Consider the following 25,700-nt stretch of genomic DNA (forward strand, 5'->3'; position numbering starts at 1 on the left):
AAATAGAATACCAAGTCTTATGAGTGAACATACGTAATTCATTACGAAGTTTAATTCATGAGCATCAAACTTAAATTGAAGAGTTTGATCATGGCTCAGATTGAACGCTGGCGGCAGGCCTAACACATGCAAGTCGAGCGGTAACACAGGAGAGCTTGCTCTCTGGGTGACGAGCGGCGGACGGGTGAGTAATGTCTGGGAAACTGCCCGATGGAGGGGGATAACTACTGGAAACGGTAGCTAATACCGCATAACGTCTTCGGACCAAAGAGGGGGACCTTCGGGCCTCTTGCCATCGGATGTGCCCAGATGGGATTAGCTAGTAGGTGGGGTAATGGCTCACCTAGGCGACGATCCCTAGCTGGTCTGAGAGGATGACCAGCCACACTGGAACTGAGACACGGTCCAGACTCCTACGGGAGGCAGCAGTGGGGAATATTGCACAATGGGCGCAAGCCTGATGCAGCCATGCCGCGTGTATGAAGAAGGCCTTCGGGTTGTAAAGTACTTTCAGCGAGGAGGAAGGCGTTGTGGTTAATAACCGCAACGATTGACGTTACTCGCAGAAGAAGCACCGGCTAACTCCGTGCCAGCAGCCGCGGTAATACGGAGGGTGCAAGCGTTAATCGGAATTACTGGGCGTAAAGCGCACGCAGGCGGTCTGTCAAGTCGGATGTGAAATCCCCGGGCTCAACCTGGGAACTGCATTCGAAACTGGCAGGCTAGAGTCTTGTAGAGGGGGGTAGAATTCCAGGTGTAGCGGTGAAATGCGTAGAGATCTGGAGGAATACCGGTGGCGAAGGCGGCCCCCTGGACAAAGACTGACGCTCAGGTGCGAAAGCGTGGGGAGCAAACAGGATTAGATACCCTGGTAGTCCACGCCGTAAACGATGTCGACTTGGAGGTTGTGCCCTTGAGGCGTGGCTTCCGGAGCTAACGCGTTAAGTCGACCGCCTGGGGAGTACGGCCGCAAGGTTAAAACTCAAATGAATTGACGGGGGCCCGCACAAGCGGTGGAGCATGTGGTTTAATTCGATGCAACGCGAAGAACCTTACCTACTCTTGACATCCAGAGAACTTAGCAGAGATGCTTTGGTGCCTTCGGGAACTCTGAGACAGGTGCTGCATGGCTGTCGTCAGCTCGTGTTGTGAAATGTTGGGTTAAGTCCCGCAACGAGCGCAACCCTTATCCTTTGTTGCCAGCGGTTCGGCCGGGAACTCAAAGGAGACTGCCAGTGATAAACTGGAGGAAGGTGGGGATGACGTCAAGTCATCATGGCCCTTACGAGTAGGGCTACACACGTGCTACAATGGCGCATACAAAGAGAAGCGACCTCGCGAGAGCAAGCGGACCTCATAAAGTGCGTCGTAGTCCGGATTGGAGTCTGCAACTCGACTCCATGAAGTCGGAATCGCTAGTAATCGTAGATCAGAATGCTACGGTGAATACGTTCCCGGGCCTTGTACACACCGCCCGTCACACCATGGGAGTGGGTTGCAAAAGAAGTAGGTAGCTTAACCTTCGGGAGGGCGCTTACCACTTTGTGATTCATGACTGGGGTGAAGTCGTAACAAGGTAACCGTAGGGGAACCTGCGGTTGGATCACCTCCTTACCTTAAAGAACCTGCCTTTGTAGTGTCCACACAGATTGTCTGATAGATGTAGAGAAGCAAGGCGTCTTGCGATTGAGACTTCAGTGTCCCCTTCGTCTAGAGGCCCAGGACACCGCCCTTTCACGGCGGTAACAGGGGTTCGAATCCCCTAGGGGACGCCACTTGCTGGTTTGTGAGTGAAAGTCGCCGGCCTCCCTATCTCAAAACTGATTTTACTGCGTAAGCGGTGAGTCATGTTTGAGATATTTGCTCTTTAAAAATCTGGATCAAGCTGAAAATTGAAACGACACACTGTTTCCTTTCTCCGTAATAAGAAAGGAAAATACGGTGTGTTCGAGTCTCTCAAATTATTGCAAGTCGATGATGAATCGAAAGAAACATCTTCGGGTTGTGAGGTTAAGCGACTAAGCGTACACGGTGGATGCCCTGGCAGTCAGAGGCGATGAAGGGCGTGCTAATCTGCGATAAGCGTCGGCGAGGTGATATGAACCTTTGACCCGGCGATACCCGAATGGGGAAACCCAGTGTGTTTCGACACACTATCATTAAGTGAATACATAGCTTAATGAGGCGAACCGGGGGAACTGAAACATCTAAGTACCCCGAGGAAAAGAAATCAACCGAGATTCCCCCAGTAGCGGCGAGCGAACGGGGAGGAGCCCAGAGTCTGAATCAGCGCGCGTGTTAATGGAACGGTCTGGAAAGTCCGGCGATACAGGGTGATAGCCCCGTACATGAAAATGCACGCGTTGTGAACTCGAAGAGTAGGGCGGGACACGTGGTATCCTGTCTGAATATGGGGGGACCATCCTCCAAGGCTAAATACTCCTGACTGACCGATAGTGAACCAGTACCGTGAGGGAAAGGCGAAAAGAACCCCGGCGAGGGGAGTGAAAAAGAACCTGAAACCGTGTACGTACAAGCAGTGGGAGCCTACTTGTTAGGTGACTGCGTACCTTTTGTATAATGGGTCAGCGACTTATATTCTGTAGCAAGGTTAACCGAATAGGGGAGCCGAAGGGAAACCGAGTCTTAACTGGGCGTTAAGTTGCAGGGTATAGACCCGAAACCCGGTGATCTAGCCATGGGCAGGTTGAAGGTTGGGTAACACTAACTGGAGGACCGAACCGACTAATGTTGAAAAATTAGCGGATGACTTGTGGCTGGGGGTGAAAGGCCAATCAAACCGGGAGATAGCTGGTTCTCCCCGAAAGCTATTTAGGTAGCGCCTCGTGAACTCATCTTCGGGGGTAGAGCACTGTTTCGGCTAGGGGGTCATCCCGACTTACCAACCCGATGCAAACTACGAATACCGAAGAATGTTATCACGGGAGACACACGGCGGGTGCTAACGTCCGTCGTGAAGAGGGAAACAACCCAGACCGCCAGCTAAGGTCCCAAAGTCATAGTTAAGTGGGAAACGATGTGGGAAGGCTCAGACAGCCAGGATGTTGGCTTAGAAGCAGCCATCATTTAAAGAAAGCGTAATAGCTCACTGGTCGAGTCGGCCTGCGCGGAAGATGTAACGGGGCTAAACTATGCACCGAAGCTGCGGCAGCGACACTATGTGTTGTTGGGTAGGGGAGCGTTCTGTAAGCCGTTGAAGGTGGCCTGTGAGGGTAGCTGGAGGTATCAGAAGTGCGAATGCTGACATAAGTAACGATAAAGCGGGTGAAAAGCCCGCTCGCCGGAAGACCAAGGGTTCCTGTCCAACGTTAATCGGGGCAGGGTGAGTCGACCCCTAAGGCGAGGCCGAAAGGCGTAGTCGATGGGAAACAGGTTAATATTCCTGTACTTGGTGTTACTGCGAAGGGGGGACGGAGAAGGCTATGTTATCCGGGCGACGGTTGTCCCGGTTTAAGCATGTAGGCGGAGAGTTTAGGTAAATCCGGACTCTTATCTAACGCTGAGGTGTGATGACGAGGTACTACGGTACTGAAGTAACAGATGCCCTGCTTCCAGGAAAAGCCTCTAAGCATCAGGTAACACGAAATCGTACCCCAAACCGACACAGGTGGTCAGGTAGAGAATACCAAGGCGCTTGAGAGAACTCGGGTGAAGGAACTAGGCAAAATGGTGCCGTAACTTCGGGAGAAGGCACGCTGATGTGTAGGTGAAGTCCCTGCGGATGGAGCTGAAATCAGTCGAAGATACCAGCTGGCTGCAACTGTTTATTAAAAACACAGCACTGTGCAAACACGAAAGTGGACGTATACGGTGTGACGCCTGCCCGGTGCCGGAAGGTTAATTGATGGGGTTATCCTTAGGGAGAAGCTCTTGATCGAAGCCCCGGTAAACGGCGGCCGTAACTATAACGGTCCTAAGGTAGCGAAATTCCTTGTCGGGTAAGTTCCGACCTGCACGAATGGCGTAATGATGGCCAGGCTGTCTCCACCCGAGACTCAGTGAAATTGAACTCGCTGTGAAGATGCAGTGTACCCGCGGCAAGACGGAAAGACCCCGTGAACCTTTACTATAGCTTGACACTGAACATTGAGCCTTGATGTGTAGGATAGGTGGGAGGCTTTGAAGCGAGGACGCCAGTTCTTGTGGAGCCAACCTTGAAATACCACCCTTTAATGTTTGATGTTCTAACGTAGACCCGTAATCCGGGTTGCGGACAGTGTCTGGTGGGTAGTTTGACTGGGGCGGTCTCCTCCCAAAGAGTAACGGAGGAGCACGAAGGTTAGCTAATCCTGGTCGGACATCAGGAGGTTAGTGCAATGGCATAAGCTAGCTTGACTGCGAGAGTGACGGCTCGAGCAGGTGCGAAAGCAGGTCATAGTGATCCGGTGGTTCTGAATGGAAGGGCCATCGCTCAACGGATAAAAGGTACTCCGGGGATAACAGGCTGATACCGCCCAAGAGTTCATATCGACGGCGGTGTTTGGCACCTCGATGTCGGCTCATCACATCCTGGGGCTGAAGTAGGTCCCAAGGGTATGGCTGTTCGCCATTTAAAGTGGTACGCGAGCTGGGTTTAGAACGTCGTGAGACAGTTCGGTCCCTATCTGCCGTGGGCGCTGGAGAATTGAGGGGGGCTGCTCCTAGTACGAGAGGACCGGAGTGGACGCATCACTGGTGTTCGGGTTGTCATGCCAATGGCATTGCCCGGTAGCTAAATGCGGAAAAGATAAGTGCTGAAAGCATCTAAGCACGAAACTTGCCCCGAGATGAGTTCTCCCTGACTCCTTGAGAGTCCTGAAGGAACGTTGAAGACTACGACGTTGATAGGCTGGGTGTGTAAGCGTAGCGATACGTTGAGCTAACCAGTACTAATGAACCGTGAGGCTTAACCTTACAACGCCGAAGATGTTTTGGCGTGAGAGACACGATATTCAGCTTGAAACAGATTAACTGACAGACCCTGAAGGGTGTGTTGGTAAACAGAATTTGCCTGGCGGCAACAGCGCGGTGGTCCCACCTGACCCCATGCCGAACTCAGAAGTGAAACGCCGTAGCGCCGATGGTAGTGTGGGGTCTCCCCATGCGAGAGTAGGGAACTGCCAGGTATCAAACAAGTAAGAAACCCCGACCGAAAGGCCGGGGTTTTTTGCGTTTATACTCCTCATAGTCCATCCAGCAATACTTCCACCTCAACCTCCTACGACAATTCTTGATTACTGATCCTGCTAACTGAATTTGTGCTTTTGATCACAAAGCATGATATAACAATTATGTAACATTTCGATCACTAATTGTTCTGCTGAAGTGATGCCCAACATCTGCATCGAGGCGGGGCTGGTTTTTGCTGGAGTATAATAACAATGACCGAGAATACGTATTCATCCCGAGAGTCACTGATGGGCAGTGATTCACGGCGTCGGGTCTGGGCTATCGTGGGGGCTTCATCAGGTAACCTTGTCGAATGGTTTGATTTTTACGTCTATTCGTTTTGCTCGCTCTATTTCGCCCATATCTTCTTCCCCTCCGATAATACCACTACACAGTTGCTGCAAACCGCCGGTATTTTTGCTGCCGGTTTTCTGATGCGACCGATTGGTGGCTGGCTGTTTGGACGTATTGCCGATCGCCATGGGCGGAAAAAGTCGATGCTGATTTCTGTCTGCATGATGTGCTTTGGTTCGTTGGTGATTGCTTGCCTGCCAGGGTATGCGACGATTGGTACCTGGGCTCCGGCATTGCTACTGTTGGCTCGCCTGTTTCAAGGGCTTTCCGTTGGCGGAGAGTACGGCACTAGTGCAACCTACATGAGTGAAGTGGCGATTGAAGGCCGGAAGGGTTTCTTTGCCTCGTTCCAGTACGTAACGCTGATCGGCGGCCAACTTTTGGCTCTGCTTGTGGTCGTTGTTCTCCAGCAGGTGCTGAGCAGCGAAGATTTGCATGCCTGGGGCTGGCGCATTCCCTTTGCGCTTGGCGCCGTACTGGCGTTAGTCGCACTATGGCTGCGTCGTCAGCTGGATGAAACGTCACAACAGGAAACGCGCGCGCTGAAGGAAGCCGGATCGTTTAAAGGCCTGTGGCGCAATCGCAAAGCGTTCTTGATGGTTCTCGGCTTCACGGCCGGTGGTTCTCTGGTGTTTTATACCTTCACAACCTATATGCAAAAGTATCTGGTGAATACGACGGGTATGAGCGCTAGCGTGGCCAGTATCGTGATGACCGCTGCGCTGTTTTGTTATATGGCGGTTCAGCCATTATTCGGTGCGCTATCTGACAGAATTGGCCGCCGTACGTCGATGTTGTGTTTCGGTGGACTGGCCACCCTGTTTACCGTCCCCATTCTCACTGCGCTCCAGCATGTTCATTCCCCCTATGCTGCGTTTGCATTAGTAATGTGCGCCCTGCTGATCGCCAGTTTTTACACGTCGATAAGTGGGATCCTTAAAGCCGAAATGTTCCCCGCTCAGGTGCGTGCGCTTGGCGTTGGGTTATCTTACGCCGTCGCCAACGCGCTGTTTGGTGGCTCGGCAGAGTATGTTGCCCTGTCGCTGAAATCCGTGGGCTTCGAGAGTGCATTCTTCTGGTATGTCACGCTGTTAAGCGCGGTGGCGTTTGTGGTGTCGCTGATGCTGCACAGCAAAGGGAAGGGGTTACGTCTGTAGTTTATTGATGCGCCATCTGCCATACCGCATAGCCGGTTGTGGCGCCGGCGACATCCCATACAAAATCTTTCCAACTCCAGCCGCTGCCTGACGGGCGGCTGTCCCACGCTTCTTTTCCTGTTCCAAGACTGAGTGAGAACATCAGGCCATAGGCGGCACTTCTGTTCTGACTGAATCCTTGATGCTGGGCATATTCGTTACCTGCAGCGGAAAGAATGGCGGAGGCAATAAAGTGCTGAGCCTTGTCCTGGCCGGTCCAGGCATCATTGGCCATATGACTGCAACCGCAAAGCCAGAGTGAAGACAGCAGAACCAAAATACGCATAGCAGGCTCCCTGTAAAAAAGCCCCGGCCAATGCGGGGCTTGAAGATCACAGAATGCGGCTGATGAGCCTGTCGATTCGAATTCGACGCAGACGACGAATCAGCTTACGGACTTTAACCGGGTAATCGGCGATACTTTGCAGATCGCGATAATGATTCACCACGGTGGTATGTTTGCGGATCAGTTCCAGTTCTTTATCCCTAGCTTCGGCCAGCTGTTGTTTCGGATCGTGGATAAGAATGGCGTTCTCCAGATCCAGTCGCCATGCGCGTGGGTTCAGGTTGTTGCCGGTCAGCAACATCCATTCATCGTCGACCCACATGCCTTTCAGATGGTAGCTATTATCTTCATCTTTCCACAAGCGAACCACCAACTGGTCGGTATTCACATAATACTGCAGTCGGCTAAGGAAACGGCGCAGGTTGATTTCATACAAATAAGGCAGCGCGCCGATGATTTTAAACGGCTGATCTTCTGGAATATAAAAGTCATTTGCCGTTTTATCACCAACAATGATTTCAACCTTTTTCCCCTGACGCAGCAGGTGGATAATGTTCCGCACTAACACTGCCGGGAGGTTGAAATAAGGCGTGCAAATCGTCAATTTCTCTTCGGTACACGGCATCAAATGGAAGATCGTCTTGTTGAGCATGCTCGATTTTCCGAGACCAACCAGCGGCGTAACCGAGAGCTGTTCGTTATCAGCATCACCCTGGAAATGGTAACCGGTGTCACGCAGTTCCTGGCGATAGAGGCGAATATCGTTTTTGATTTCCGGGCTTTTCGGGCGCTCATTGTCATCAAGACGGTTTACACCCCGACCGTGCACCAGATTCTGATCCACCCAGTCAAACATGATATCAGCCATCTGCGCATTACCAATCGACTGGTAGCGGTCGTAGCGATACTTCTCATGTTGATGCAGGTAAACGTCGTTCAGGCTGGCGCCGCTGTAAAGCACGCAGTCGTCGATAATAAAGCCTTTATAGTGCAGAACACCTAACGCCTCGCGGGTATTAACCGGCACGCCAAACACAGGCACATTCACGCCAGGGTTATCCTGAGCCATGCGGGTGTACCAATCGGCGTTGGTGTTGGATGCTGCGGCACCAATGCGTCCGCGCTGGGCACGGTGCCAGTCAACCAGGATACGGACATCGAGTTCGGGGCGATGACGCTTGGCGTCATAAATAGCCTGCAAAACCGCTTTACCGCCATCATCCTGTTCCAGGTAAAGGGCGATAATGCAGATGCGGCGAGTGGCGTTGGCGATTTTAGCCAACAGCGCTTGCCGAAAATCCGCAGGGGCGTAAAAGAACTCGACATCATCAACTGACTGAGAAAGCTTAGGTAGTTGAGCAAGGTGTTGTTGATGCTTGTTGCGCTTAAATTTTGACAACATCACAGTGCGATTCTTCTCTGATTAATCAAGGGTCCTCTGTACCATGCAGACGACAGAAGCGAGCAATAATACCATCAGTGCCAGCTAAAGTGGTCAACATTTCCAGCAGCTTAGTTACGATGACGATGAGGATAGTCTTAATGTCAATCCGACAATGCCATCTTCAAGCTGGATGTCGACTTCAAAACCCAGCTTACGGGCCAGCGCAATCATTCCCTGGTTATTGGGCATGGTAATGCCATTCAAGCGCGATAGCCCATGTTCACGCGTATAATCGATGAGTTTTTCCAGCAAACGACGCCCCAGGCCAAGACCTTTTAAATCGGAACGCACCAGCACGGCAAACTCAGCATCAATATTATCCGGGTCTGAAATCGCGCGCGTAACGCCCAGGATCTCTGTCCCTGTCTCCGTGGAATGCACGGCGACAAATGCCATTTCACGATCGTAGTCGATCTGCGTCATATTGGCTAAATCGTCATGGGTAAATTCATTGATTTCACTGAAGTAGCGGTAATAGAGATCTTCTTTTGTGACCTGAGCTATGAACTTCTGCAACAGCGGCTCATCTTCCGGCAGGATCGGGCGAAACAGGCAGCGCTCACCGTTTTTCAGCTCGACCCACTCTTCAAATTGCTGCGGATACGGACGCACCGTTAAACGGCTTTCGCTATCCCCTTCAAACGGTCCGATTTCAAGCGTCACATCCAGCGCGGTAAATTCGTTCCCGGAGGCCAGCAAAGGATGAATATCCAGGCGCTGGATCTCCGGACAGTCGACAATCAGATTCGAAACCTGGACCAGAACCTGGCTGAGTCCAACCACATCCAGCGGACGCAATGCGCTTCTGCCACGGATCTTTTTACTTTTAATCGCCTGAATCACCAGATAACGGGCGAGATTCATGTTCAACGGTGGCAATGCCACGGCCGCCTGATCCTCTGCACGCCATTCCACACCGCCTTCGCCCAACATGATAAGCGGGCCAAAAAGCGGGTCGTATTCGACGACGATACGTAACTCCTGCGCGCCCGCGCGGTTCGCCATACTCTGAACTAACAGCCCGTGGATCCGCGCCTGAGGCCAGGTCATTTTCACGCGATCGAGGATGGCATCAGCAGCCTGCTGCACTTCTGCGGCGGTGCGCAGATACAACATTACCCCCTGAACTTCTGACTTATGCGGGATATCCGGCGAACGCAGTTTCAGCGCCACTGGATAGCCAATCTGTTCGGCGATATGCACCGCTTCGGCACTGTCTGCGGCTATCCACGTCGGCAGCGTATGCATGCCGTAAGCTTTGAGGATGGGCTGAACTTCGTGCGTGTCGAGCGACGTGGCACCTTCCGCAATGGCGTGCTGGAGCAGGGCGTGGGCGTCGGCAGTATTGGCGGTCAGGTTGTCTGGTAACACCGGGGTTTCACGCAACTGCTTCTGATTGCGGCGGTATTCCACCATATGCATAAATGCGGTGATGGTACCTTCCGGTGTGCGGTAGGTGGGGATTCCGGCGTCGCTAAATAAGCGGCGCGCTTCCTGTGAGGAGTATTCCCCGCACCAGTTGGTTAACACGGTAACGTATTTGCCACGGGCGTGATGGCTGAGTGTCTCAATTAACGCCTGAGCGCTTTCGGTTCCCGGCGCGGCTGCACTCGGGGAATGGATGACCAACAGGGCGTCATAATCCTGGCTATCGAGCAAAATACTCAGTGCTTTTTGATAGTGGTCACTGCTGGCATCATCGCGCAGGTCGAGCGGGTTCGCCGCCTCTACGCTACCCGGCAGCGCGTCACCAAGACGGCTCAGCGTCTCGTCGCTGAGCGTGGCCAGCTTTCCGTTACGAAACCAAAGTTCGTCCAGCGCCAGCGCCGCAGGGGCGGCACCGTTACTGACTATCATCAGACGCTCACCACGTAGCGGCCGCATATGGCTCAGCGTTTCGACAGCGGAAAACAGCTCATGTGTATCCTGCACGCGCAATAAACCGGCTCGCTGAATGGCTGCATCCCAGGCCGGGTCCATTCCGGAGTTTACATGCAACAGGCGCTGAGCAGCCGGACTGCGTCCACTTTTAATGACCAGAATCGGTTTATTGCGCGAGGCGCTACGGGCGGCAGAAACAAAGCGCCGGGCGTCGCTGAGGTGTTCCAGATAGAGCAGAATGGCGCTGGTTTTACTGTCGCGGGCCAGAAAGTCGAGCAGGTCATCAACGTCGATGTCGAGGCTATCACCCAAGGCGATAAAGTAGGAAAAGCCCATCTCGCGCTGCTGTGCCCAGTCAAGAATGGTATTGGACACCGCCGCAGATTGCGAAATAAAGGCTAGCTTACCGCGACGAATCGGTACTGGTGAAAAACTGGCATTCAGCCCTTGCCAGGGCGCAAGCAGCCCCAGACTGTTAGGGCCGAGCAGGCGCATTTGATAACGGGCAGCGCAGGCTTTGAGTTCGCTGAACTGTTCCGGTGGCGCGGAAAGAATAATGCAGGTTTTACAACCTTTCTGCCCGAGCGCTTCCAGCAGCTCCAGATTGCGTTTCGCATGGGTGCAGATAACCGCCAGGTCCGGCGTGAAGGGCAGGCTGTCGATATCAGGCCAGGCCAGCACGCCCAGCACCGCTTTCCAGGCAGGCGTCACCGGCAACACCGGCCCGCCAAAACCGCCGGCCAGCAGGTTGCGCATCATCAGATAACCCGCACGCTGCGGCTTCATTGATGCACCAATGACGGCTATTGATTTGGGTCTCAGTAACGCTTCCAGTCCCCGTTGGCTCATCGCACTCTCTCCTGGACTATCGTTCCTGAATGATTTTAAACGCTTTCTGGCTCCGTCACTGTGATGTTTCCCTTATGCTGAGGTTTTCCTGCCAGATAACGGGTGCGGAAACACTGAAAATGATTGCCCAGAGCGCCAGCGGCTGCGGTGTCATTCGCTAAATCTAACAGCGCAATCGCCACTTCTGCCGTGCAGTACTGACCTTCAGCATGCGCTTCCCGCAGGTGATAGGCAGAGACGCGCGACAAATCGACAGAAATCACCGGCAGGCCATCGAGATAAGGGCTCTTACGAAACATCTTCCGCGCTTCGGTCCAGGTGCCATCGAGCATAATAAAAAGCGGTGGTTTGCCTGACGGGGGGGCGGTAATGACTTCGCGTTCTGCCCCGGCATAAGATGCCGGAAAGACAACCATCGGCTGATAATCCGGATTGCGGACTAAATCGAGCAGCGGCTGCGGCGGCTCAGTACGCGACCATTGAAAGGCTTCGGTATCGGGAAGAATATCGGCAATCAGACGGCCAGTATTGCTCGGCTTCATCGGCTCGGTATCAAACATCACCAGACAAAAACGGCTCCGGGCAGTAGAAGGCGTCAGGGTTTCACACAGGCATTGTTTCAGCGGCAAAAGGCAGCGCTGGCATCGGCGAATGCGATTTCCACGGGCAAGAAACGGGCGAGTGGCGCGAGCGAGGCGTTCGGCGCGCAGGCGGAGTACGGCGTTATCAGTCATTTGGCGTTGTGCAGGAAAAACGCCATTGTCGCAGAGGGGAAAGCGGGGCACAAGACGTGCCCCGGCAGATCAGGCTTCGGTGGCTTCGTTCAGCCAACTGTCAAACGGTGCTTTAGGCACTGCGCCGTTGAGCATGTCGAGCACTTCACCTTTATGGAAAATCATAATGGTTGGGATACTGCGAATACGGAAGCGTGCGCTAAGCTCACGTTCGGCTTCGGTATTCACTTTCACGAAACGCATTTTACCGCTGCGTTCTTCCGCGACATCTTCGAAAATGGGTGCGAAGTTACGGCACGGGCCGCACCACGGTGCCCAGAAATCAACCACCACCGGCAAATCGTCTTTCAACAATTTATCCAGCGTTTCACCGGTAGCATTGATAACATCGCCGTCAAACAGCTCGTGACCGCAACGGCCACACTTAGCGGAGTCGTTAATACGATCGTCGGGGATACGGTTAAGCGCCTGACAACTGGCACAAACGGTATTCATAGCTAACCTCTGGGTAATCGGGTTGAGTCAACGGCCTGAGTGGCCGAAATGTTTCTTTAATGTTACGTATTATCGACGAGACTGTTTTAAAGGACAATGTGGTTTATTCAATGAATATAATAGTCGCAGTCTTTGGTACGAAATCATGGCGAAGCTCGGACACATCGGGTAATCTTCGCGCTTCGCGCAGCGCAGGTGGAGAATAAAGATGAACGACGAACTGAAAAATAAAAGCGGCAAGGTCAAAGTGATGTACGTCCGCAGTGATGATGACTCGGATAAACGCACGGAAAACCCGCGCACCGGTAAAGGGGCTGGTCTGAGCCGTAATAGCCCGTCCCGTTCCGAAGGTGGTCGTCGTCCTGCGCGCGATAGTCGTGATGGAAAGTCCCGCGATGGCAAACCGCGTGGCGGTGACCGTTTCCGCGACCGTGATAACTCACGTGACAGCGGACCGCGTGACGACAACCCATGGCGCACCGTTTCTCGCGCACCGGGCGCTGTCGTTGAAGACAAGCCCGATCACGGTGGGATCAGCGGCAAGAGCTTTGTCGATCCAGAAGTTATCCGTCGTCAGCGTGCAGAAGAAACCCGTGTTTACGGCGAAAATGCCTGTCAGGCGCTGTTCCTCAGCCGTCCGGATTGCATCGTTCGCGCCTGGTTCATCCAGAGTGTGACCCCGCGTTTCAAAGAAGCCCTGCGCTGGATGGCGGCAAACCGTAAAGCCTATCACGTGGTAGACGAAGCGGAGCTGGAGAAAGCGTCTGGCACCGAACACCACGGCGGCGTTTGCTTCCTGATTAAAAAGCGTAATGGCACAAGCGTTAAGCAGTGGGTGAGTGACGCGGCTGATGAAGACTGCGTACTGGCGCTGGAAGATGTGGGCAACCCGCACAACCTCGGCGCAATTATGCGTAGCTGCGCGCACTTCGGTGTGAAAGGTGTCGTGGTTCAGGATGCCGCAGTACTGGAATCCGGTGCCGCAATCCGTACCGCAGAAGGTGGCGCTGAGCACGTGCAGCCGATCACCGCTGACAGCTTTATCGACGCACTGGATCAGTTCCGCAAAGCGGGCTACGCGATTGTAACCACTTCCAGCCATAAAGGTACGCCGCTGTTCAAAGCGACAATGCCGAAGAAAATGGTACTGGTGCTGGGTCAGGAACGTGATGGCCTGTCCGATGCCGCTCTTGAGTCTTCAGACTTGAGCGTCGCTATCAACGGAACCGGCAACGTAGAAAGCCTGAACGTTTCCGTCGCAACCGGCGTTCTGCTGGCCGAATGGTGGCGTCAGAACAAAGGCTGATGCTTCTGCATCGCTAAAATGAAAATGCCAGCATTGCGCTGTAATGCTTGTCAGTTAAGCTTTTGAAGGAGGCCGCAACGGATAACGTTGCGGCCTCTTTTTTACAGCTCTCGGGTAATGCCGTGCTCTTCGCCCTGGTAGCACGAAGCTTGAGGCCATACTCAGTATTTCGGCCATGACCTTGGGGAGTTTCCCCGGCGCCACTCCCGGCAGTAAACGCAGGTGGCTGCACAGATATAACGCTGACTGTTTAAAGCCCATCTGATATGGCTCCACGCCTTTCAGACTGTACGCCATCTGCCCCATCATGAAGCGCAACAGATTATACGCCAGCACCACGCCCCACAGCTCCTGACGCACCAGCGCAGGCTTTTTACTCCGCAGCGTCAGTTCATTATTCAGCAGATGCTGCTTCATCTCCCTGAACCCGTGCTCTATCTCCCACCGCTGGCTGTAAAGGTCCACGATATCGGCTTTCGGGTATCTGAGCGGGTCGCACATCGACGTCAGTATCTGCACCGTCTTGCCGTTCACTTCCTTGCTGACCAGTCTTGCTGTCAGGGTTTCCGGTGCATCCTGCCATTTCTTTTTCGCCTGCGGCGACAGCGTTATTCTCACCAGTTTCTGCCCTGCGCCCAGGTTTCTCACCTCCTCATACTGCGCGCCTTTGCGTAAGGGCAGCATCCAGTGCCTTTCCGTGCCTGATGACTGCCAGCGAGGCAGCAGGCCCAGGGCATAGAAGCCCTTATCCATGATGGTCAGTGAGTGGTCCGGCGTCCGGTCAATAAGCTGTGCCGCAAGGTCAGTTTCACCGGTTTCAGAGACGCTGTCGAAGGCCACCGCAGACAGCAGATGGCTGGTAACTTCCATCTGGCAGACCATGCGCAGTTGTGGCCATTCGGACTGCTTGTTCACATTGGCAGTACGGCCGAAGGCTGCGTCATTTTCTGGGGTATCAGGTGCACGCCACAACGTACCGTCCACGGCCATTAGCGTCAGGCCGTTCCAGTGAGACAGGGGTGTTTTTTCAAACCAGAGCTGACGTGTTTTTTCGAACATCAGACGGATGACATCCTCGCCGAGCCGCTGGCGGGCCTGAACAACGGCACTGGGTGCAACGAAGGGCCGGTTACCCGGCAGAAGAATGTCCATATGTGAGACCAGCTGGGTCATGGAGTGGGAGCGGAACAGGGCCATGCCGGTAACCGCCCAGACCATCATCTCCATGGAGAGGCGACGCTTACGCAGAGTGACGACGCCGGTGTCAGCCAGGCATTCATCAATCAGTTCAGGAGAAAGCAGGTCTGCAAGGGCAGCAAACTCCTGCGGAGAAAATTTATGGACGGTATCTAAGGCCTGGCTGAGTAACATAAAAAAATCCGTAATCCCTGGAGAGATTACGGATTCTTGCACAACCACCGGATCGGTCAACCGATCCTTAACTGATCGGCATTACAGCATTGCGCTGGCATTTTTTTTATTCGCTTTCAGCCGGCAGGACCGGCATCCAGTCAATCGGCGGCTCGCCGCGCTGCGCCAGCCATTCGTTGGCCTGCACGAAGTGATTTGAGCCAAAGAAGCCGCGATGGGCCGACAGCGGCGACGGATGTGGCGCTTTCAGCACGTGATGACGTTCGCAGTCGATAATCGCGCCTTTCTTCTGCGCATGCGCCCCCCACAGTAAAAAGACCACTCCCTCGCAATGTTCATTGATAAGGGCAATCACTTTATCGGTAAAGGTTTCCCAGCCAAGACTGGCGTGGGAATGCGCCTGGCCTGCGCGAACCGTCAGTACCGTGTTGAGCAGCATTACGCCCTGGCGCGCCCAGCTTTCCAGATAACCGTGCATCGGGCGAGTGAAGCCCGGAATAGTGCCTTCCAACTCTTTGTACATGTTTAACAGAGAAGGCGGCGTAGCAACGCCCGGGAGAACGGAAAACGCCAGCCCGTGCGCCTGGCCTGGGCCGTGATACGGATCCTGTCCGAGGATCACCACCTTAACATCGCGCAGTTCGGTATAGCGAAACGCATTGAACACATCTTTTTGCGGCGGATAAATCGTGGTTCCAGCCTGACGTTCGTCGGCAACGGTTGCCAGGGTATTGATGAAGTAGGGCTGTTCTTTTTCACTGGCTAACACGTCGTGCCAGGTTAAGGACGTGGTCATGTCGCTCTCCTGCGAATATCGTTGGCGATAGCTTAACGGCTTCTTTGTGTGGAACAAAATTTTGTCGGTGTGAAAATCGGCTCGAACTCAAATAAAGTTGAATGTTTACAGGCATATTTGTGTTTGGCAAGGCTTGAAAATTGACTTAAAACAACAAAATTCATGGATGTACTCAGTACACACACTAATTCTATTGATTTAAATCAATGATTGCAGGGTGTCAGACTGATATATATACACTCAAGCAACAATGGTTTTACCAATTGGCCAGCGTCTGGCCAATGCAAAAACGAATAAATGAGCCTAGGGAGGCATCAAATGATTACTGGTATCCAGATTACTAAAGCTGCAAACGACGACCTGCTCAACTCTTTCTGGCTGCTCGACAGCGAGAAAGGCGAAGCGCGCTGCCTGGTCGCAAAAGGCGGTTTCACTGAAGATCAGGTTGTGGCGGTTAACGCTCTGGGCGAAATCGAATACCGTGAAATCCCGGTAGACGTTCAGCCAGAAGTCCGCGTAGAAGGTGGTCAGCACCTGAACGTGAACGTTCTGCGTCGCGAAACTCTGATGGATGCCGTTGAGCACCCAGAAAAATACCCACAGCTGACCATCCGTGTTTCTGGTTACGCGGTGCGTTTCAACTCACTGACTCCAGAACAGCAGCGCGACGTTATCGCTCGTACTTTCACCGAAAGCCTGTAATTTCTCAGGGGTGGGAAGTGAGGGCGATCGGCTAAGTTAACGAAAGCCAAAACGCTCAGCACAGAACGGAGAATGACTCAGTCATTCTCCGTTTTTTTATGCGCGTATCGCAATGATGCCATGTAAGAAGAGTGCGAAAGGGGGGTGTGGAAAGGACATAAAAAAGCCGGGAGATTTCCCGGCTCGCTTTTACTCTTCGGTTTTCTTCGGCTCGGTCGCCGCGGCAGCGACGGCACTTGGCTTACGGCGCTTACCGATGTTTTTAGCATCGCGATGGCGATTCTTCACGCGCGGTTTTTCTTTTTCCGCTTTTTTCTTCTCTTCGCGTTTAGCCATCACTTTCTTAGACGGCTTGCCTTGCAGCTTCTCGCTTGGGACGCGCGTTTGCGGACGCATGTCTTCGACCACGCGAGCTTTCAGCGGCTCTTCAATGTAGCGGCCAATTTTGCTCAGCAGCAAGTGGTCATGCGCTTCAACTAACGAAATCGCGATGCCTTTACGTCCGGCACGGCCCGTACGGCCGATACGGTGCAGGTAGGTGTCACCGCTACGTGGCATGTCGAAGTTGAAGACGTGGCTTACATCCGGAATGTCAATCCCGCGTGCAGCAACGTCGGTAGCAACCAGCACATTCACTCGGCCGTCGGTCAGGCGTAAAATCGCTTCGTTACGTTTGGCCTGAACCATCTCACCTTCGAGATAGCAGTTGTTGATGCCTTTCTCACGCAGCCAGCTAGCCAGCTCATGCACACGCTCACGTTTACGCACAAACACGATGGAACGCGTCGCGTCTTCTTGCTGGAGAAGGTGGATCAACAGCGCGGTTTTATGCTTAACGTCATCGGCACGGTAGTACCACTGGTGGATCTTCTTGCGTTCGCGGGTGGACGGTGTCGCAGACACTTCCACCGGATCTTGCAGCAGACGCTCGGAGAAGTCCTTAATAGCGTCGCCTTCTAGCGTCGCAGAGAACAGCATGGTCTGCTTACGCCAGCGAGTTTCCGCGGCGATGGTTTCGATATCCTGGGCAAAGCCCATATCCAGCATGCGGTCTGCTTCATCGAGGATCAGCGTTTCAACCGCGCGGCAGTCAAAGTTTTCTTCTTTGATGTACTGCAGCAGACGTCCGGTGGTGGCCACCACGATGTCCTGGTTTTCACTGAACACTTCAGCGTGGTTCATATAGGCCACGCCGCCGGTGATGGTTGCGATGTCTAAATGGGTATTTTTAGCCAGTTCGCGAGCGTGATCGGCAACCTGCATCGCTAGTTCGCGAGTTGGGGTCACAATCAGGATACGCGGCGGGCCAGATTTTTTGCGCGGGAAGTCGAGCAGGTGCTGCAACGCTGGCAGCAGATACGCCGCCGTTTTACCGGTGCCTGTCGGCGCAGAACCGAGGACATCACGGCCATCGAGCGCAGGCGGGATCGCAGCGGCCTGAATGGCGGTCGGGCGTGTGAAGCCTTTTTCCTGGAGCGCATCCAGAAGGCTATCGTCGAGTTCTAGTTCGGAAAAAGTCGTTACAGTCATGTTCTACCTCAGTATGGGCCGCCGATTATAGACGTTATGGCCGTAATCTTCATCTGTTTGTATGGCTATCTGTTCTCGGGTATTGTGCAGTACCCGACGCTCAGGGGATTTTATCAGGAAAAAGGTTGTTGATGATGAGTCAGTCTTCATCCGTGCTTCGTCGCAATGGATTTACGTTTAAGCAATTTTTTGTCGCCCACGATCGCTGCGCCATGAAGGTCGGCACCGACGGGATCCTGCTCGGAGCCTGGGCTCCAATCGCCCGCGTCAAACGGGTCCTTGATATGGGAACAGGCAGTGGACTGCTGGCGTTAATGTTAGCGCAGCGCACGGAAAACACGGTAATGATTGATGCCGTTGAACTTGACGCCGATGCCGCCGGACAGGCTGCTGAAAACGTCGCCGAGTCGCCGTGGGCCGATCGTATTCATATTCATACCGCCGATGTGCAGCAGTGGCTGGTGGAAGAAAACAGCCGATATGACCTGATTATCAGCAATCCTCCGTATTACGAGCAGGGCGTAGAATGCGCTACACCTCAGCGTGAGCAAGCACGATACACCACCACACTCGATCACGTGGCGCTGCTGAATTGTGCCGCCAATGCTATTACCGAAGACGGTTTTTTCTGCGTGGTGTTGCCGGAGAATATCGGTAACGGGTTCACCGAACGCGCGCTGTCGATGGGCTGGCATCTGCGCCTGCGAACCGACGTGGCGGAAACCGAACTGCGTCTGCCACATCGCGTGCTGCTGGCCTTCTCGCCGCAGGCGGGCGAATGCTTCAGCGACAGACTGGTTATCCGTGGGCCAGAGCAGCAGTATTCCGAAGGCTACACTGCGCTGACCCAAGGGTTTTATTTGTTTATGTGAGTCAACGGAGAGAGCACCGAAGGCCCTGAGTTTTCCAGCAAGTCCGGATAATCCAGCGTGTAATGCAGGCCGCGGCTCTCTTTACGCATCATGGCGCAGCGCACGATGAGCTCCGCCACCTGCACCAGATTTCGCAGTTCAAGCAGGTTATTCGATACACGGAAGCGGGAATAGTACTCGTCCAGTTCCTGCTGCAATAAGGTAATGCGACGCAGGGCGCGCTCCAGGCGTTTGGTGGTGCGCACAATGCCGACGTAGTCCCACATAAACAGCCGCAGTTCGTGCCAGTTATGCTGAATAACCACCAGTTCATCCGGATTCTCTACCCGGCTTTCATCCCAGGCTGGCAGCGAACTGACTTCGCGGGCATATGGCATCCGTTTCTTAATGTCTTCTGCCGCCGACCAGCCATACACCAGACACTCAAGCAGTGAATTCGACGCCATGCGATTGGCGCCGTGCAGGCCGGTGTAGCTAACTTCTCCGATGGCATAAAGGCCGTCAACGTCCGTCCGACCAAAATCATCCACCATCACGCCGCCACAAGTGTAATGCGCGGCGGGAACGATCGGCACCGGCTCTTTGGTCAGATCGATACCCAGGCTCAGCAGTTTTTCGTGGATCATCGGGAAATGCTGACGCACAAATGCTTCCGGTTTGTGGCTGATATCGAGATACATACAGTCCGCGCCGAGACGCTTCATTTCATGATCGATCGCGCGGGCGACGATATCGCGCGGTGCCAGCTCTTCGCGTTCGTCAAAGTCAGGCATAAAGCGAGAGCCATCCGGACGTTTGAGCAGAGCGCCTTCACCGCGTAGGGCTTCAGTCAGCAAGAAATTGCGTGCCTGCGGATGGTAAAGCGCGGTCGGGTGGAACTGATTGAATTCGAGATTTGCCACCCGGCATCCCGCACGCCAGGCCATTGCAATGCCATCACCAGAGGAAATATCCGGGTTGGTGGTGTACTGATACACCTTCGAGGCACCGCCGGTCGCCAGCACCACGGATTTCGCCGCGCAAGTTTCAACCGTTTCTTTATTACGGTTCCAGATCCACGCGCCAACGACTCGACGGGTGCCGGGCAGGCCAATTTTATCGGAGACGATCAGGTCCACGGCGTTGCTGCGCTCAATCACCTGAATATTCGGGTGATTTAACGCTTTCCCGACAAGCGTTGTTTCGACCTCTTTCCCTGTGGCATCAGCGGCATGGAGAATACGGCGATGGCTGTGCCCGCCTTCGCGTGTCAGGTGATAGCTGGCTTCGCCATTGGCCTGGACTTCCGTATCAAACAATACGCCCTGGTCGATAAGCCACTGGACGCATGGACGCGCATTGCTGGCGACAAACGACACTGCGTGGCGGTCGCAAAGCCCGGCACCGGCTATCAGCGTATCGTCGACATGAGATTCAATACTGTCCGTTTCGTCGAACACGGCGGCAATCCCGCCCTGGGCGTAAAACGTCGAGCCTTCGCTGATAGGCCCTTTACTGAGCACGATGACGGAACTGTGCTCGGCGAGGCGTAGCGCAAGGGATAAACCGGCAGCACCGCTACCGACAATGAGCACATCACAGGAGAGATCGGGAGTCGTTGTCATGGTCTGTGTTTAATTTACTAAACAAGGTTCAGGCAATGTAGCACCAGAATCCTGTTTTTAGCACGATAATTTTTCTGAGTCGTTGTAATGGCTAAACAGAGACGTCGGGCGAGAAAGTTTGTAAATCAAAGAAAATTATTGCGAAGCAGGTCGTTACCTTCAGATTTTATGATGAAAAATAGGTGGCATTACGGTACTCTGCAGACAGATTTCAGACGTTTATTGTGCGCCTGACACTTCATTTAGCAGTGGTAGACTTATAATGAGTGATAATGAACTGTCTATCCGCAGTCACAAAAAGCAAAGGCGTAACTGAACTTTACAATAATACCCCACTCTAAGCTGTTGCTTGCTCATAGTGCAGTATGTGGAGTGGCGTTTTGATTACGCATGGGAATAAGGTTTGAGGAGACATTACCTCGGATGAGCGAGCAGTTAACGGATCAGGTCCTTGTCGAGCGGGTCCAAAAGGGAGATCAGAAGGCCTTCAACCTGCTGGTGATACGCTATCAGCATAAAGTGGCAAATCTGGTTTCCCGATACGTACCGTCTGGCGATGTGCCTGACGTAGTACAAGAGTCTTTTATAAAGGCCTATCGTGCGCTGGATTCGTTCCGGGGAGATAGTGCTTTCTATACATGGCTGTACCGAATCGCCGTTAACACGGCAAAAAATTACCTGGTTGCTCAGGGGAGACGCCCGCCAGCGAGTGATGTTGATGCGATTGAAGCAGAAAATTACGAAAGTGGCGGTGCGCTGAAAGAAATTTCGAACCCTGAGAACTTAATGTTGTCAGAAGAACTGAGACAAATAGTGTTCCGTACCATTGAGTCTCTCCCGGAAGATTTACGCATGGCAATCACGTTACGGGAGTTGGATGGCCTGAGCTATGAAGAGATAGCCGCCATCATGGATTGTCCAGTGGGTACGGTTCGCTCGCGCATTTTCCGTGCACGAGAAGCTATTGATAATAAAGTTCAACCGCTAATCAGGCGTTGACGATAGCGGAATACTGGAAAAGGTATTAGGCATGCAGAAAGAAAAACTTTCCGCCTTAATGGATGGTGAAACGCTGGATAACGAGTTGCTCAACGAGCTGACCCGTTCATCTGAAATGCAAAAAGCATGGGAGAGCTACCATCTTATCCGCGATACCATGCGTGGTGAGACGGCGCAGACTCTGAATTTTGATATTTCAGCTCGCGTTATGGCCGCTATTGATAATGAACCTGTACGTCTGGCGACGCCGCTTATTCCTGAAGCTCAACCCGCACCACACCAGTGGCAGAATATGCCGTTCTGGAAAAAAGTGCGTCCGTTGGCCAGCTCCCTTACCCAAATGGGCGTTGCCGCTTGCGTATCACTTGCAGTGATCGTGGGCGTTCAGCACTATAACGGGCAATCCAATTCGACCGATCAGCCTGAAACGCCAGTGTTTAACACGCTGCCGATGATGGGCAAAGCAAGTCCGGTCAGCTTGGGTGTTCCTGCCGATGCCAGCGCGAGTAGTAATGCGGGTACCGGTCAGCAGCAAGTTCAGGAACAGCGCCGCCGTATCAACGCGATGCTTCAGGACTACGAATTGCAGCGTCGTCTGCACTCCGAGCAGCTTCAGTTTGAACAAGCCCAGACTCAGCAAGCTGCTGTTCAGGTGCCAGGATATCAAACGTTAGGAACGCAATCGCAGTAATGAAGCAACTTTGGTGTGCCATGTCTTTAATGGCTGGTAGCCTGTTCTTCTCCGCCAACGCCTCGGCAGATGTCTCGTCCGGGGCGTTGTTGCAGCAGATGAATCTGGCCAGCCAGTCTCTTAACTACGAGCTGTCGTTTGTCAGCATCAATAAGCAGGGCGTAGAGTCACTACGTTATCGTCACGCGCGTCTGAATAATCAGGCCCTGGCGCAGCTGCTGCAGATGGACGGTCCGCGCCGTGAAGTCGTCCAGCGCGGAAATGAAATCAGCTATTTCGAGCCCGGTCTCGATCCCTTTACGCTGAACGGCGATTTCATCGTCGATTCGCTGCCATCCCTGGTCTATACCGATTTCAAACGCCTCGCGCCATACTACGACTTCATCTCCGTGGGTCGCACTCGCATTGCCGACAGGCTGTGTGAGGTCATCCGCGTGGTGGCGCGTGACGGGACGCGTTACAGCTATATCGTATGGCTGGATTCGGAAACTAAGCTGCCGATGCGCGTCGATTTGCTGGACAGAGACGGCGAAACGCTCGAACAGTTCCGCGTTGTGGCGTTTAACGTTAGCGAGCAGGTGAGCAGCAATATGCAGACGCTCTCTACCGCGAGCCTGCCACCGCTGCTGTCTGTACCGGTCGGCGATAAAGTCAAATTCAACTGGCTGCCGAGCTGGCTCCCGCAAGGGTTTGTTGAGGTTGCCGGCAGCCGTAGAACGTTGCCGACAATTGATACGCCGGTTGAGTCGCGTCTTTATTCCGATGGGCTGTTTAGCTTCTCGGTGAACGTGAATCACGCTAATGCTAACAGCAGTGAACAAGTGCTGCGTACCGGACGCCGGACGGTCAGTACATCCGTACGCGACAGTTCCGAAATCACCATTGTGGGTGAGCTGCCACCGCAGACGGCAAAACGCGTTGCGGACAGCATCAAGTTCAAGGCGGCACCATGATTAAAGAGTGGGCCACGGTTATCTCCTGGGGCGACGGCGTCGCGAAGGTGAGCTGTGACGTCAAAACCTCCTGTAGCAGCTGCTCCTCGCGGGCAGGCTGTGGCAGCCGGGTACTTAACAAGCTTGGGCCGCAAACGGAACACACCATTACCGTACCCAGCGTTGAGCCGCTGGTGGCGGGGCAAAAAGTAGAGCTTGGCATCAGCGAAGGTAGCCTGTTGACCTCCGCGGTGCTGGTGTATATGACGCCACTTCTGGGTCTGTTCGTCATGGCGGCGGTGTTCCAGCTGCTTTTTGGCAGTGATTTAGCCGCGTTTGCCGGTGGCGTTTTAGGCGGCGTGGGCGGCTTTTTGATTGCCCGCGGCCTTTCCCCAAAACTGGCTTCTCGCGAAGCGTGGCAGCCGGTCATTATCAGCGTCGGTCTGCCGCCAAATATGCTGCGCGTTGATGCCTCATCTTCTGAACTGAGCCAGTAATTACGCTGGCTTTTATCTTTATTTACATCTCCAGCAGGATCTCCCCACAACTAACCGCTAAGCTTGCCGGAAGAGCATTTCCTGGCGACGGAGATGTAGTGTAGAATGCGGCGTTTTCGAACGATCAAACGTCAGGCGCAGACCCGCGGCCTCCAGGAATTCGTAAGGCATAACTAACTCTAACTATGAAGAATATACGTAACTTTTCGATCATTGCTCACATCGACCACGGTAAATCGACGTTGTCTGACCGTATTATCCAGATTTGCGGTGGTCTTTCCGATCGTGAAATGGCGGCGCAGGTTCTTGATTCCATGGATCTGGAACGTGAACGCGGCATCACCATCAAAGCGCAGAGCGTGACCCTGGATTACAAAGCGACGGATGGTGAAACCTACCAGCTTAACTTCATCGACACCCCGGGCCACGTTGACTTCTCCTATGAAGTTTCTCGTTCTTTGGCTGCCTGTGAAGGCGCACTGCTGGTGGTTGACGCCGGGCAGGGCGTAGAAGCACAGACGCTCGCCAACTGCTACACCGCGATGGAAATGAACCTGGAAGTGGTTCCTGTCCTGAACAAAATTGACCTGCCAGCGGCCGATCCGGAACGCGTGGCGGAAGAAATTGAAGATATCGTCGGCATCGACGCCGCAGACGCAGTGCGCTGCTCGGCGAAAACCGGCGTGGGCGTGCCTGAAGTATTAGAACGTCTGGTGCGCGATATTCCTGCGCCTGAGGGCGATCCGGAAGCACCGCTGCAAGCGCTGATTATCGACTCCTGGTTTGATAACTACCTCGGCGTTGTGTCGCTTATCCGTGTGAAAAACGGCACCCTGCGCAAAGGCGACAAAGTCAAAGTCATGAGTACTGGCCAGGTCTACAACGCAGACCGCCTGGGTATCTTCACCCCTAAACAGGTTGACCGTACCCAACTGAACTGCGGCGAAGTGGGCTGGCTGGTGTGTGCGATTAAAGACATCCTGGGTGCACCGGTTGGCGATACCTTGACGCTGTCCCGTAACCCGGCTGACAAAGCCCTGCCTGGCTTCAAGAAAGTCAAACCACAGGTTTACGCGGGCCTGTTCCCGGTCAGCTCCGATGACTACGAGAACTTCCGTGACGCGCTGGGCAAACTGAGCCTCAACGATGCTTCCCTGTTCTACGAGCCAGAAAGCTCAACGGCGCTGGGCTTCGGCTTCCGCTGTGGCTTCCTCGGTCTGCTGCACATGGAAATCATCCAGGAGCGTCTGGAACGTGAATACGATCTGGACCTGATCACCACCGCTCCGACGGTAGTGTATGAAGTGCAGACCACCAACGATGAAGTTATCTACGTCGACAGCCCGTCTAAGCTGCCACCGCTGAATAACATTGAAGAGCTGCGCGAGCCTATCGCTGAGTGTCACATGCTGCTGCCGCAGGAATATCTCGGCAACGTCATGACCCTGTGCGTGGAGAAGCGTGGCGTGCAGACCAACATGGTTTACCACGGTAACCAGGTTGCGCTGACCTATGAAATCCCAATGGCTGAAGTGGTGCTCGACTTCTTCGACCGTCTGAAGTCTACCTCCCGTGGCTATGCGTCACTGGATTACAACTTCAAACGTTTCCAGGCGTCCAACATGGTGCGTGTTGATGTCCTCATCAACGGCGATCGTGTTGATGCTCTGGCGCTGATCACCCATAACGACAACGCGCCGTATCGTGGTCGTGAACTGGTTGAGAAGATGAAAGAACTGATCCCACGTCAGCAGTTTGATATCGCGATCCAGGCGGCCATCGGCAACCACATCATTGCGCGTTCAACAGTGAAACAGCTGCGTAAAAACGTTCTGGCTAAATGCTACGGCGGCGACGTCAGCCGTAAGAAAAAGCTGCTGCAGAAACAGAAAGACGGTAAAAAACGTATGAAACAGGTTGGTAACGTTGAGCTGCCACAGGAAGCGTTCCTCGCCATTCTGCATGTCGGAAAAGACGGTAAATAACCAATAA

Annotated in this window: 18 protein-coding genes, 1 tRNA gene and 3 rRNA genes; 13 read left to right on the forward strand and 9 right to left on the reverse strand. The window is 53.7% G+C overall.

Annotated elements, in window-relative coordinates; genetic code table 11:
- Positions 1-72 precede the first annotated feature (72 nt).
- The 5 genes from A8O29_RS05890 (at position 73) to A8O29_RS05910 (ending at position 6,680) form a co-directional block, all read left to right on the forward strand.
- Positions 73-1,614, forward strand: a 16S ribosomal RNA gene (locus A8O29_RS05890).
- An 85-nt stretch (positions 1,615-1,699) separates the two neighbouring features.
- Positions 1,700-1,775 (forward strand) — tRNA-Glu (locus tag A8O29_RS05895).
- A 233-nt stretch (positions 1,776-2,008) separates the two neighbouring features.
- Positions 2,009-4,914: ribosomal RNA gene (locus tag A8O29_RS05900) — 23S ribosomal RNA — on the forward strand.
- Between the two features lie 96 nt (positions 4,915-5,010).
- A 5S ribosomal RNA gene (gene rrf / locus A8O29_RS05905) occupies positions 5,011-5,126 on the forward strand.
- Together the 16S, 23S and 5S rRNA genes with 1 tRNA gene alongside form the textbook arrangement of a ribosomal RNA operon.
- Positions 5,127-5,381: 255 nt before the next feature.
- The gene (locus A8O29_RS05910) at positions 5,382-6,680 is read left to right on the forward strand and encodes an MFS family transporter (RefSeq protein ID WP_125352785.1); all 1,299 of its coding nucleotides are present in this window, start codon (positions 5,382-5,384) and stop codon (positions 6,678-6,680) included.
- A gap of 1 nt (position 6,681) precedes the next feature.
- Here A8O29_RS05910 and A8O29_RS05915 read toward each other — a convergent pair whose 3' ends face one another.
- From A8O29_RS05915 to trxC, 5 genes are all read right to left on the reverse strand, one after another.
- A complete protein-coding gene (locus A8O29_RS05915) occupies positions 6,682-7,005 on the reverse strand; it encodes a YfiM family lipoprotein (protein ID WP_125352787.1) in 324 nt (107 codons plus the stop codon).
- Positions 7,006-7,051: 46 nt separating this feature from the next.
- Positions 7,052-8,407 (reverse strand): CDP-diacylglycerol--serine O-phosphatidyltransferase, encoded by a 1,356-nt coding sequence (gene pssA / locus A8O29_RS05920; protein ID WP_125352789.1) that lies wholly within the window; start codon positions 8,405-8,407, stop codon positions 7,052-7,054.
- Positions 8,408-8,521: 114 nt separating this feature from the next.
- A complete protein-coding gene (locus tag A8O29_RS05925; RefSeq protein ID WP_125352791.1) occupies positions 8,522-11,179 on the reverse strand; it encodes a bifunctional acetate--CoA ligase family protein/GNAT family N-acetyltransferase in 2,658 nt (885 codons plus the stop codon).
- Positions 11,180-11,214: 35 nt separating this feature from the next.
- Positions 11,215-11,913 carry a tRNA-uridine aminocarboxypropyltransferase gene (gene tapT, locus A8O29_RS05930; protein ID WP_125352793.1) on the reverse strand — a complete coding sequence of 233 codons (699 nt, stop codon included), beginning with the start codon at positions 11,911-11,913 and terminating at the stop codon, positions 11,215-11,217.
- A gap of 69 nt (positions 11,914-11,982) precedes the next feature.
- Entirely contained in the window at positions 11,983-12,408 is a 426-nt protein-coding gene (gene trxC, locus A8O29_RS05935; protein ID WP_110508823.1) for a thioredoxin TrxC, read from the reverse strand.
- Between the two features lie 208 nt (positions 12,409-12,616).
- Between trxC and A8O29_RS05940 the strand changes: the two genes are divergently transcribed.
- Entirely contained in the window at positions 12,617-13,714 is a 1,098-nt protein-coding gene (locus tag A8O29_RS05940) for a tRNA/rRNA methyltransferase (RefSeq protein WP_125352795.1), read from the forward strand.
- Positions 13,715-13,768: 54 nt separating this feature from the next.
- On the opposite strand, the gene A8O29_RS05945 is transcribed toward A8O29_RS05940, so the two are convergent.
- Together A8O29_RS05945 and ung are read right to left on the reverse strand one after the other, a co-directional pair.
- A complete protein-coding gene (locus A8O29_RS05945; protein ID WP_174081267.1) occupies positions 13,769-15,085 on the reverse strand; it encodes an IS4 family transposase in 1,317 nt (438 codons plus the stop codon).
- A gap of 106 nt (positions 15,086-15,191) precedes the next feature.
- The gene (gene ung, locus A8O29_RS05950) at positions 15,192-15,881 is read right to left on the reverse strand and encodes a uracil-DNA glycosylase (RefSeq protein WP_125355265.1); all 690 of its coding nucleotides are present in this window, start codon (positions 15,879-15,881) and stop codon (positions 15,192-15,194) included.
- Positions 15,882-16,199: 318 nt separating this feature from the next.
- On the opposite strand from ung, the gene grcA reads away from it, so the two are divergent.
- Positions 16,200-16,583, forward strand: coding sequence for an autonomous glycyl radical cofactor GrcA (gene grcA, locus A8O29_RS05955; protein WP_110508829.1), 384 nt, complete (start codon positions 16,200-16,202; stop codon positions 16,581-16,583).
- Positions 16,584-16,772: 189 nt separating this feature from the next.
- Here grcA and srmB read toward each other — a convergent pair whose 3' ends face one another.
- Positions 16,773-18,113, reverse strand: coding sequence for an ATP-dependent RNA helicase SrmB (gene srmB / locus A8O29_RS05960; RefSeq protein WP_110508832.1), 1,341 nt, complete (start codon positions 18,111-18,113; stop codon positions 16,773-16,775).
- Positions 18,114-18,247: 134 nt separating this feature from the next.
- Between srmB and trmN the strand changes: the two genes are divergently transcribed.
- The gene (gene trmN, locus A8O29_RS05965) at positions 18,248-18,985 is read left to right on the forward strand and encodes a tRNA(1)(Val) (adenine(37)-N(6))-methyltransferase TrmN (protein ID WP_125355268.1); all 738 of its coding nucleotides are present in this window, start codon (positions 18,248-18,250) and stop codon (positions 18,983-18,985) included.
- On the opposite strand, the gene nadB is transcribed toward trmN, so the two are convergent.
- The gene (nadB, locus tag A8O29_RS05970; RefSeq protein ID WP_125355264.1) at positions 18,970-20,589 is read right to left on the reverse strand and encodes an L-aspartate oxidase; all 1,620 of its coding nucleotides are present in this window, start codon (positions 20,587-20,589) and stop codon (positions 18,970-18,972) included. The genes trmN and nadB overlap by 16 nt on opposite strands.
- Before the next feature lie 423 nt (positions 20,590-21,012).
- Here nadB and rpoE point away from each other — a divergent pair, with 423 nt between their 5' ends.
- The 5 genes from rpoE (at position 21,013) to lepA (ending at position 25,693) form a co-directional block, all read left to right on the forward strand.
- Complete coding sequence (gene rpoE, locus A8O29_RS05975) at positions 21,013-21,588, forward strand: RNA polymerase sigma factor RpoE (RefSeq protein WP_110508841.1); 576 nt, start codon at positions 21,013-21,015, stop codon at positions 21,586-21,588.
- A gap of 31 nt (positions 21,589-21,619) precedes the next feature.
- Complete coding sequence (gene rseA / locus A8O29_RS05980; protein WP_125355263.1) at positions 21,620-22,279, forward strand: anti-sigma-E factor RseA; 660 nt, start codon at positions 21,620-21,622, stop codon at positions 22,277-22,279.
- The gene (rseB, locus tag A8O29_RS05985) at positions 22,279-23,232 is read left to right on the forward strand and encodes a sigma-E factor regulatory protein RseB (RefSeq protein ID WP_125355262.1); all 954 of its coding nucleotides are present in this window, start codon (positions 22,279-22,281) and stop codon (positions 23,230-23,232) included. The genes rseA and rseB overlap by 1 nt, the downstream gene beginning before the upstream one ends.
- Positions 23,229-23,708: a SoxR-reducing system protein RseC gene (gene rseC, locus A8O29_RS05990; RefSeq protein WP_125355261.1), complete on the forward strand. Its 480-nt coding sequence runs from the start codon at positions 23,229-23,231 to the stop codon at positions 23,706-23,708. Before rseB ends, rseC begins: the two co-directional genes overlap by 4 nt.
- Before the next feature lie 185 nt (positions 23,709-23,893).
- Entirely contained in the window at positions 23,894-25,693 is a 1,800-nt protein-coding gene (gene lepA / locus A8O29_RS05995; RefSeq protein WP_110508849.1) for a translation elongation factor 4, read from the forward strand.
- Positions 25,694-25,700 lie beyond the last annotated feature (7 nt).

Origin of the sequence: Scandinavium goeteborgense (genome assembly GCF_003935895.2) — a bacterium.
GTDB lineage: Bacteria > Pseudomonadota > Gammaproteobacteria > Enterobacterales > Enterobacteriaceae > Scandinavium > Scandinavium goeteborgense.

Coding starts and splice junctions, on each gene's coding strand:
- rseA (WP_125355263.1), top strand. CDS start 21,620: ATGCAGAAAGAAAAACTTTCCGCCTTAATGGATGGTGAAACGCTGGAT.
- A8O29_RS05940 (WP_125352795.1), top strand. CDS start 12,617: ATGAACGACGAACTGAAAAATAAAAGCGGCAAGGTCAAAGTGATGTAC.
- A8O29_RS05945 (WP_174081267.1), bottom strand. CDS start 15,085: ATGTTACTCAGCCAGGCCTTAGATACCGTCCATAAATTTTCTCCGCAG.
- srmB (WP_110508832.1), bottom strand. CDS start 18,113: ATGACTGTAACGACTTTTTCCGAACTAGAACTCGACGATAGCCTTCTG.
- rseB (WP_125355262.1), top strand. CDS start 22,279: ATGAAGCAACTTTGGTGTGCCATGTCTTTAATGGCTGGTAGCCTGTTC.
- grcA (WP_110508829.1), top strand. CDS start 16,200: ATGATTACTGGTATCCAGATTACTAAAGCTGCAAACGACGACCTGCTC.
- trxC (WP_110508823.1), bottom strand. CDS start 12,408: ATGAATACCGTTTGTGCCAGTTGTCAGGCGCTTAACCGTATCCCCGAC.
- ung (WP_125355265.1), bottom strand. CDS start 15,881: ATGACCACGTCCTTAACCTGGCACGACGTGTTAGCCAGTGAAAAAGAA.
- trmN (WP_125355268.1), top strand. CDS start 18,248: ATGAGTCAGTCTTCATCCGTGCTTCGTCGCAATGGATTTACGTTTAAG.
- A8O29_RS05910 (WP_125352785.1), top strand. CDS start 5,382: ATGACCGAGAATACGTATTCATCCCGAGAGTCACTGATGGGCAGTGAT.
- A8O29_RS05915 (WP_125352787.1), bottom strand. CDS start 7,005: ATGCGTATTTTGGTTCTGCTGTCTTCACTCTGGCTTTGCGGTTGCAGT.
- tapT (WP_125352793.1), bottom strand. CDS start 11,913: ATGACTGATAACGCCGTACTCCGCCTGCGCGCCGAACGCCTCGCTCGC.
- A8O29_RS05925 (WP_125352791.1), bottom strand. CDS start 11,179: ATGAGCCAACGGGGACTGGAAGCGTTACTGAGACCCAAATCAATAGCC.
- lepA (WP_110508849.1), top strand. CDS start 23,894: ATGAAGAATATACGTAACTTTTCGATCATTGCTCACATCGACCACGGT.
- rseC (WP_125355261.1), top strand. CDS start 23,229: ATGATTAAAGAGTGGGCCACGGTTATCTCCTGGGGCGACGGCGTCGCG.
- rpoE (WP_110508841.1), top strand. CDS start 21,013: ATGAGCGAGCAGTTAACGGATCAGGTCCTTGTCGAGCGGGTCCAAAAG.
- pssA (WP_125352789.1), bottom strand. CDS start 8,407: ATGTTGTCAAAATTTAAGCGCAACAAGCATCAACAACACCTTGCTCAA.
- nadB (WP_125355264.1), bottom strand. CDS start 20,589: ATGACAACGACTCCCGATCTCTCCTGTGATGTGCTCATTGTCGGTAGC.